The organism is Sivoneniella epilithica UHCC 1019, assembly GCF_040830845.1.
GTDB lineage: Bacteria > Cyanobacteriota > Cyanobacteriia > Leptolyngbyales > Leptolyngbyaceae > ULC077BIN1.
The window spans coordinates 21,951-28,115 of the sequence record NZ_JBFPDP010000055.1 but is presented as its reverse complement, the minus strand read 5'-3'; the positions used below and the strand labels follow the sequence as shown (position 1 = coordinate 28,115).

Annotated in this window: 9 protein-coding genes; 6 read left to right on the top strand and 3 right to left on the bottom strand. The window is 47.2% G+C overall.

Features of this window, described 5'->3' with window-relative positions:
• Window positions 1–143: 143 nt before the first annotated feature.
• From AB3R30_RS23060 to AB3R30_RS23050, 3 genes are read left to right on the top strand one after another with little or no spacing between them, the layout of a single operon-like run.
• Entirely contained in the window at window positions 144–824 is a 681-nt protein-coding gene (locus AB3R30_RS23060; RefSeq protein ID WP_458651563.1) for an NfeD-like protein, read from the top strand.
• Window positions 825–877: 53 nt separating this feature from the next.
• Entirely contained in the window at window positions 878–2,260 is a 1,383-nt protein-coding gene (locus tag AB3R30_RS23055) for a flotillin family protein (RefSeq protein WP_458651562.1), read from the top strand.
• Window positions 2,261–2,297: 37 nt separating this feature from the next.
• The gene (locus AB3R30_RS23050) at window positions 2,298–3,578 is read left to right on the top strand and encodes a flotillin family protein (RefSeq protein ID WP_458651561.1); all 1,281 of its coding nucleotides are present in this window, start codon (window positions 2,298–2,300) and stop codon (window positions 3,576–3,578) included.
• 70 nt (window positions 3,579–3,648) lie between these two features.
• On the opposite strand, the gene AB3R30_RS23045 is transcribed toward AB3R30_RS23050, so the two are convergent.
• Genes AB3R30_RS23045 through AB3R30_RS23035 form a run of 3 tightly spaced genes read right to left on the bottom strand, consistent with a single transcriptional unit; the run spans window position 3,649 to window position 4,601 of the window.
• A complete protein-coding gene (locus tag AB3R30_RS23045) occupies window positions 3,649–3,882 on the bottom strand; it encodes a DUF6887 family protein (protein WP_458651560.1) in 234 nt (77 codons plus the stop codon).
• The gene (locus tag AB3R30_RS23040; RefSeq protein ID WP_458651559.1) at window positions 3,879–4,061 is read right to left on the bottom strand and encodes a DUF6888 family protein; all 183 of its coding nucleotides are present in this window, start codon (window positions 4,059–4,061) and stop codon (window positions 3,879–3,881) included. Before AB3R30_RS23040 ends, AB3R30_RS23045 begins: the two co-directional genes overlap by 4 nt.
• A gap of 27 nt (window positions 4,062–4,088) precedes the next feature.
• A complete protein-coding gene (locus AB3R30_RS23035) occupies window positions 4,089–4,601 on the bottom strand; it encodes a hypothetical protein (protein WP_458651558.1) in 513 nt (170 codons plus the stop codon).
• A gap of 416 nt (window positions 4,602–5,017) precedes the next feature.
• Between AB3R30_RS23035 and AB3R30_RS23030 the strand changes: the two genes are divergently transcribed.
• The 3 genes from AB3R30_RS23030 (at window position 5,018) to AB3R30_RS23020 (ending at window position 6,147) form a co-directional block, all read left to right on the top strand.
• Window positions 5,018–5,239 (top strand): hypothetical protein, encoded by a 222-nt coding sequence (locus AB3R30_RS23030; protein WP_458651557.1) that lies wholly within the window; start codon window positions 5,018–5,020, stop codon window positions 5,237–5,239.
• A 78-nt stretch (window positions 5,240–5,317) separates the two neighbouring features.
• Window positions 5,318–5,761 carry a hypothetical protein gene (locus tag AB3R30_RS23025; RefSeq protein ID WP_458651556.1) on the top strand — a complete coding sequence of 148 codons (444 nt, stop codon included), beginning with the start codon at window positions 5,318–5,320 and terminating at the stop codon, window positions 5,759–5,761.
• Window positions 5,762–5,865: 104 nt separating this feature from the next.
• Window positions 5,866–6,147 carry a hypothetical protein gene (locus tag AB3R30_RS23020; protein WP_458651555.1) on the top strand — a complete coding sequence of 94 codons (282 nt, stop codon included), beginning with the start codon at window positions 5,866–5,868 and terminating at the stop codon, window positions 6,145–6,147.
• Window positions 6,148–6,165 lie beyond the last annotated feature (18 nt).

Below are 6,165 nucleotides of genomic sequence, written 5' to 3'. Positions count from 1 at the left end.
ATGGCTCAATCGTCACAACCTTCTCCCGTTGCAGTTCGAGCAGTTTGTGTCAGACTAATTCTAGTTGCACATCGCGTGAACAGGTTAAAAATCGTGCCAAATCTAAATTTTGGGTGATAGAGATGCCAAGATGAGGACAATTTTTGGTTGAAAAATCTGCCGCAATGCTGACGACTTACTGGTTTTGTTTTGCGATCGGAGGGGTTTTTGTGCTTCTGGCAATGCTGGGAGGACTAGACCATTTTGACTTTGACCATGATTTCGATCATGACTTTGATCATGATGCTGATCTAGCTGTTCATCTCGACACGGATGTTGAGCTAGTCGATCCAGGAAATGGCGATCGCGTTTTGCCGCGCCGTCCTAATCGTTGGGGTTGGCTAGGGGTGATGAAAAGCCTCAAGTTTTGGACGTTTGGCATTTGCTTTTTTGGATTGACGGGGCTAGTGTTGTCGAGTTTATCGGTGCCTTTACCTGCGGGAATTGTGGCGATCGCCGCAGGCATTATGGGCATTCTCTGTGGTGGGCTAGTATCGGGTAGTCTGCGCGCCCTACGTCACCGGAAAGCCGATAGCCTCGTTCGCTCTGCCGATCTAGTTGGCATCGCGGGAACGGTGGAAGTGCCTTTCAACGCTAGCAGCCGAGGAAAAGTGCGGCTACAAATCAAAGGCAGCATTCTCGATTTGATTGCCTACACTGACGAAGCCCAAGAATTTCAGACGGGTGACCAGGTGCTTGTTGTGAGTACCGACCAAAATCGCCTGTGGGTCGTCTCTGCCGATAGTTTGACATCTAGTCAGGAATCATCACCCAGGGAAAGGTAGATCACTAAATATGGTAGGTGTCAAATCCCCTCATCCTCTCAACGCCTCTAAATATGAATTATAATCCTCCTAACTTTTCTCCAATTCCTATCGCTCAAACTCCAGATCACGTGACAGTGAAACTTGCTCAGGCGGAATCTACTCCATCTGCTGCGCCTGATACGAATGAGTCTGCTTGGATAACAGCCCCAGCGATCGCCCTATCGATCGCTGGGGTCATTCTGATCGCCTGGTTTATCAAAAGCTTCATGCAAATTTGCAACCCCAACGAGATTTTGATTTTGTCGGGTCGCAAACATCGCACGAAAGAGGGCGAAGATGTCGGCTATCGGGTAATTTTTGGCGGACGGGTAATCGCGATTCCGATTTTGGAAACGGTCAAGCGGATGGATGTCACCAGTATGCCCGTGACCGTGGAAGTCAAAAATGCTTACTCTAAGGGGGGTACGCCGCTGCACATTCAGGCGATCGCTAATGTCAAAACCTCTAGCGATCCGGCGATTGTGGGGAATGCGATCGAGCGTTTTTTAGATCGCGATCGCTCTGAAATTGCCCGTGTGGCACGAGAAACCTTGGAAGGCAATCTACGCGGGGTTGTTGCCATGCTCACCCCAGAACAGGTGAATGAAGATCGGCTCCAATTTGCTGAACGAATTGCTCAAGATGTCACCCGTGATTTGGTCAAGCTAGGGCTGCAACTCGATACTTTTAAGATCCAAAATGTGGCGGATGATGTGGACTATCTGCGATCGATCGGGCGCAAACGTATTGCTCAGATTATTCGCGATGCCGAAATTGCTGAAGCCGCTGCATTGAGTCAGGCGGATCGGATTGAAGCCGATTGTCAGCAGCAGTCTGAAGTTGCTAAATCCCAAGCACTCGCCATCATCCAGCAACGACAAAATGAACTGCGGAAGGTGAAAGCTGAATTAGAACAGCAGGCGCGATCGGAAGAAGAACGCACTAAAGCTGCTGAGAAAGAAGCACGGGCACGGGCTGAGCAAGCATTTCAAACAGTTCGGGCTGAGCTAGAACGGTTGCGGTTGGAAGCCGATCAAGTGTTACCTGCTGAAGCTAATCGCGAAGCCAAAACCTTTTACGCAAAGGGAGCCGCCGCCGAACTCGCTGAAAATGCTAAAGCATCGGCGTTGGTCAACGATATGCTCTCGGAAGTATGGCAAAAAACGGGCGTGGATGCGGCAGAAGTATTCTTGATTCAGCAAATCGAAATGGTGTTGGAAGAGGCGGCTAAAATTCCCAACCGTCTGCACTTGGAAAACATCAACGTGATCGACAACGGCGATGGCAAAACCCTCGCTAGCCTGATGAATGTTTATCCTGAAATCGTCCGCCAGTTTCTTGATCGCGTCGATCAAACCTTGGGCATTGACGTAGCCTCAACCCTCAATCGTCAGCGCGATCGCAAAAATAATTAATACCTCTTCCATTCTACGAAGTGTCATAGGAGCAACCATGTTTGAATCGATTATTGCCCTACTGGGGATTTTGGGCTTGGGAACAGGCGCTGGCGTATTTGTCATTCGCAATCTCTATTACATTTGTCAGCCCAACGAAGTGTTGATTTTTGCCGGAAGTTCCCATGAGCTTGCCAACGGTCGCCGAGTGGGATATCGCTTAGTTAAAGGTGGCAGCAGTGTGCGAGTGCCATTGCTAGAACGGGCGCTACGAATGGATTTGAGCAACATGATTATTGATCTGAAAGTTGCCAATGCCTATTCCAAGGGCGGAATTCCGCTGAAGGTGGAAGGGGTCGCCAACATCAAAATTGCTGGGGAAGAACCCGCGATTCACAATGCGATCGAGCGTTTGTTGGGAAAAAGCCGTGCTGAAATTGAACAGATGGCAAAAGAAACTCTGGAAGGTAATCTACGCGGGGTGCTGGCTAGCCTCACACCAGAGCAGGTGAATGAAGACAAAATCGCCTTTGCCAAGAGCTTGTTGGATGAAGCCGAAGATGACCTGGAAAAACTGGGGTTGGTGTTAGACACGCTGCAAATCCAAAATATTTCCGATGATGTTCGCTATCTCGACTCGATCGGGCGTAAGCAACAGGCAGATATGCTGCGCGACTCCCGGATTGCAGAAGCCCAAGCAAAAGCGGAATCCGCGATTCAAACCTCGGAAAATAGCAAGGTCACCTCGCTTAGCCGCCTCGATCGCGACATGGGAATTGCTAAAGCCGATGCCCAACGCCGCCTTACCGACGCAACCACTATGCGCGATGCGGTGATCGCCGAAGCGATCGCTGAAATCGCCTCCGAACTTGCCCGGATTCAAGCGGAAGTGCCCGTCCAGCAAGAACGAATCAAGCAGGTGAAACAGCAGTTACAAGCCGATGTGATCGCTCCCGCTGAAGCGCAATCCAAGCAGGCGATCGCTCAAGCCCAAGGAAACGCCGCCAAGATCCTGGAAGACGGTAAAGCCAGAGCCGAAGGCACCCTGCGCCTTGCTGAATCTTGGCGCGATGCAGGTTCCAATGCCCGTGACATCTACCTATTGCAGCGCTTAGAAACCCTGCTGAAAACACTCACCGCCGCTGTTCCCGATGTCACGGTGCAAAATGTCACCCTGGTAGATAGCAGCCAAGCCAACACTGCCACCCAACTCGCCACCTTCATCGAGCAACTCCGCCAAACCACGGGCATCGACCTCGCCAAAACGGTGCAAAACCTGTCCACCTCACCGCAAAAACAACTACCTAGCGTGTCCTCTAAAGACAATTTGAACGGATAGGTTTATCCACATCACTCAAATGATGGCATTCAGTTAGGGGATTCTTTGATGGACTAGCAGCTTAGAAGGTCTACGAATCTGCTGATTTATCCATCTCAAGTTGACGAATTTTTTCCCTAAAAATCGCTTCCATCTCACGCTCAGGATTAGCCATGTTGTAAGGGTGGGGATACGTAACAGCATTCGGATCACGGCGGCTGATCAAAACCTGTAAGGCTGCATGAAAAGCATCTTCATTGTTCCGATGCTCTGAAATGTATCGCTTCAGTTCAGCATTGGTCATTTGATTCAAATCTTGACTCATAGAACAAACTCCCAGTTTCCGTCCTCGAAAATTACCATTGAGATATCGTCGTTCACACCACCTTGAACGTAGATCGTTTTTGCCCTTGCGTCATACCGAAAAACATAGATTGGCTGAAACAAATTAGAAAACAGTTGGCAGACAAAGATTGCTGCTTCCGCTTGATCCCGTGTTGGCAAATGATTACTCCTGCTATATCACCCAATTTAGCGCATTGCCTGCTGCACGTCATTCAGCGGCAACTCCAAAGCCTGAGCAATCTGCTCAGCAGTCAGCCCCAGCTTCATCAACTGCGGCACCGTTTCCAATTTCACGGTTCGCCGCGCTGCCTCCACAGGCGAAACCGGTGCCCCACCCACCAATTCAAAATCATCAATTTCAGTAGCTTTATCTTGTGAAAAATTAGGACAAAGATTGATATTGCCAACACGATTTCCAACAATTGGAGATTGATAATTTGCAATTCCCAAACGTTCAATCGCAGATCGAATATTTGACTTATTTAAGTCTTCTCCCAACGCCTTAGAAAGAACGCGCCAAAGTTCATACGCTTCATCTTTTGCATGTCCTGAAGTGCAGTTATAGTCCTTTGCAACCTCAGCGTATTTCTGTCCGTTGAGAACGCCCTTCAAAATTGCCACTTGCAGACTATCCAAATGCTGACCTGTTTGAGCAAACACCAACTCATCCATGTATTTCAGCATCTCCTGCACATCCATATCTCGTCGCCTCTGCCACCTTTCCCGCCATTATCCGTCACTACCCGCCCACTGCAAACCTTTTTAACAAAACTCCCGCCATCATCCGCCTTAACCTGACCTCTGATAGCGATGACCTGGCTATTAGTTTGGGAATATTTTTGTAGAGAGCATCAACTGCTTTTATTTAACTAGACAGCGATGTCTTTGTGACCAAACCATTAAATCACCTTAAGTCTAAGGAGCACCAAAACATGGGCAATGAGAAACCACCCGCAGACAGAGGCAAACAAGAAAAAGAGAAAAAGTGGGAAACCTGTCGATTGTGCAAAGGGTCTGGAAAGCTGAAAAAAGATGCCAACACCTTTATAGAGTGTACGAGATGTTTTGGTAAAGGGATGGCTTTTCAGTAGGTTCAAGTATTTGGAGGTTAATTTATGGTCACAGTAGAAGTAGGAAAAGCAGGAGTCAAGGTCTACATCAGTGCCAGTCTTGGGTTCTTCGGCACTGGCGGAGTACGAGACTCTGTTACTGACTCAAATGGTGATGCTTACATAGACTTCGATGATTTCGGCTCTAGCTTTGATGGCGAAATATTTGTGGCAGGAAACTCGATTTATAAAGGCAGGATAGACGCGAACGGCACTTATTCCACCTAGTAATCCACCGCAGAAATCACTCAATCTGCGAGTGCTTTCATTTACATATTTATACAACGATTACATTTGGAGGAATTTATGGCTATTGATCTCGATCTGTTTTCGGGAAGTAACTACATGCCAACTATTCGAGATTACTGCGATCGTTTGGGATGGAAAATTAGTGACCTTAATGATAAGTCAGCCATTCTTAAATTTACGGCAGATTCTGGAACAACTCAAACACTTTTCATTATTCGCTATGACAATACTTTAGAGTTCTCTTGCCCTAGTGGAGTTAAGTTTCAGAATCGAGATGACGTACCCGGTTGGATGTCTACTCTACTGTTATGTGAGAACACAGGCTACAAGGCTGGCTTTTGGTGCATAGAAAATATTGGTGGCAAATGTGTTTTTTCTATTATGCACAATGCCGAAATCAGCCTAATTGATGTCAACTACTTTCGCACAGTAATTCTTCAGTTAGTTGCTGAATGCGACAAGTTTGAGCAATCAATCTCTAGAGCGTTAAGAGGAGGTTGAAAAATTGCACAAACGGAAACAGATAACGTTGCCTTTACCAGTAAAAATGTAATTTTGCCAGCACTCACAATTTCATAAGTAAAACATTAGGGAAACGAATGATTATGTTCAAAGACAGCCTCTTCAAACCAAAGTTTTTTCTTGGCTGGATTCCATCCGCTTATCTGCTTGGGATGCTTGGTGGCTCATCAATGGCTATGGGTAAAGATATCTGGTTTGTGGTGTTTATTTTGTGTATGAATGCATTAATAGCCTTGGTATTAACAACGCTGTTTTATAAGTTCAAGGGAAAGGCTCCTGTTAACTGGGAAATTGTCTGGTGGTGTTTCCCTGCTGTTTTCTTTGTCAACATCTTTTGGCAACTGGTGAAAATGGCGTTTCGTTAGGCATCTAGAGGCGATCGC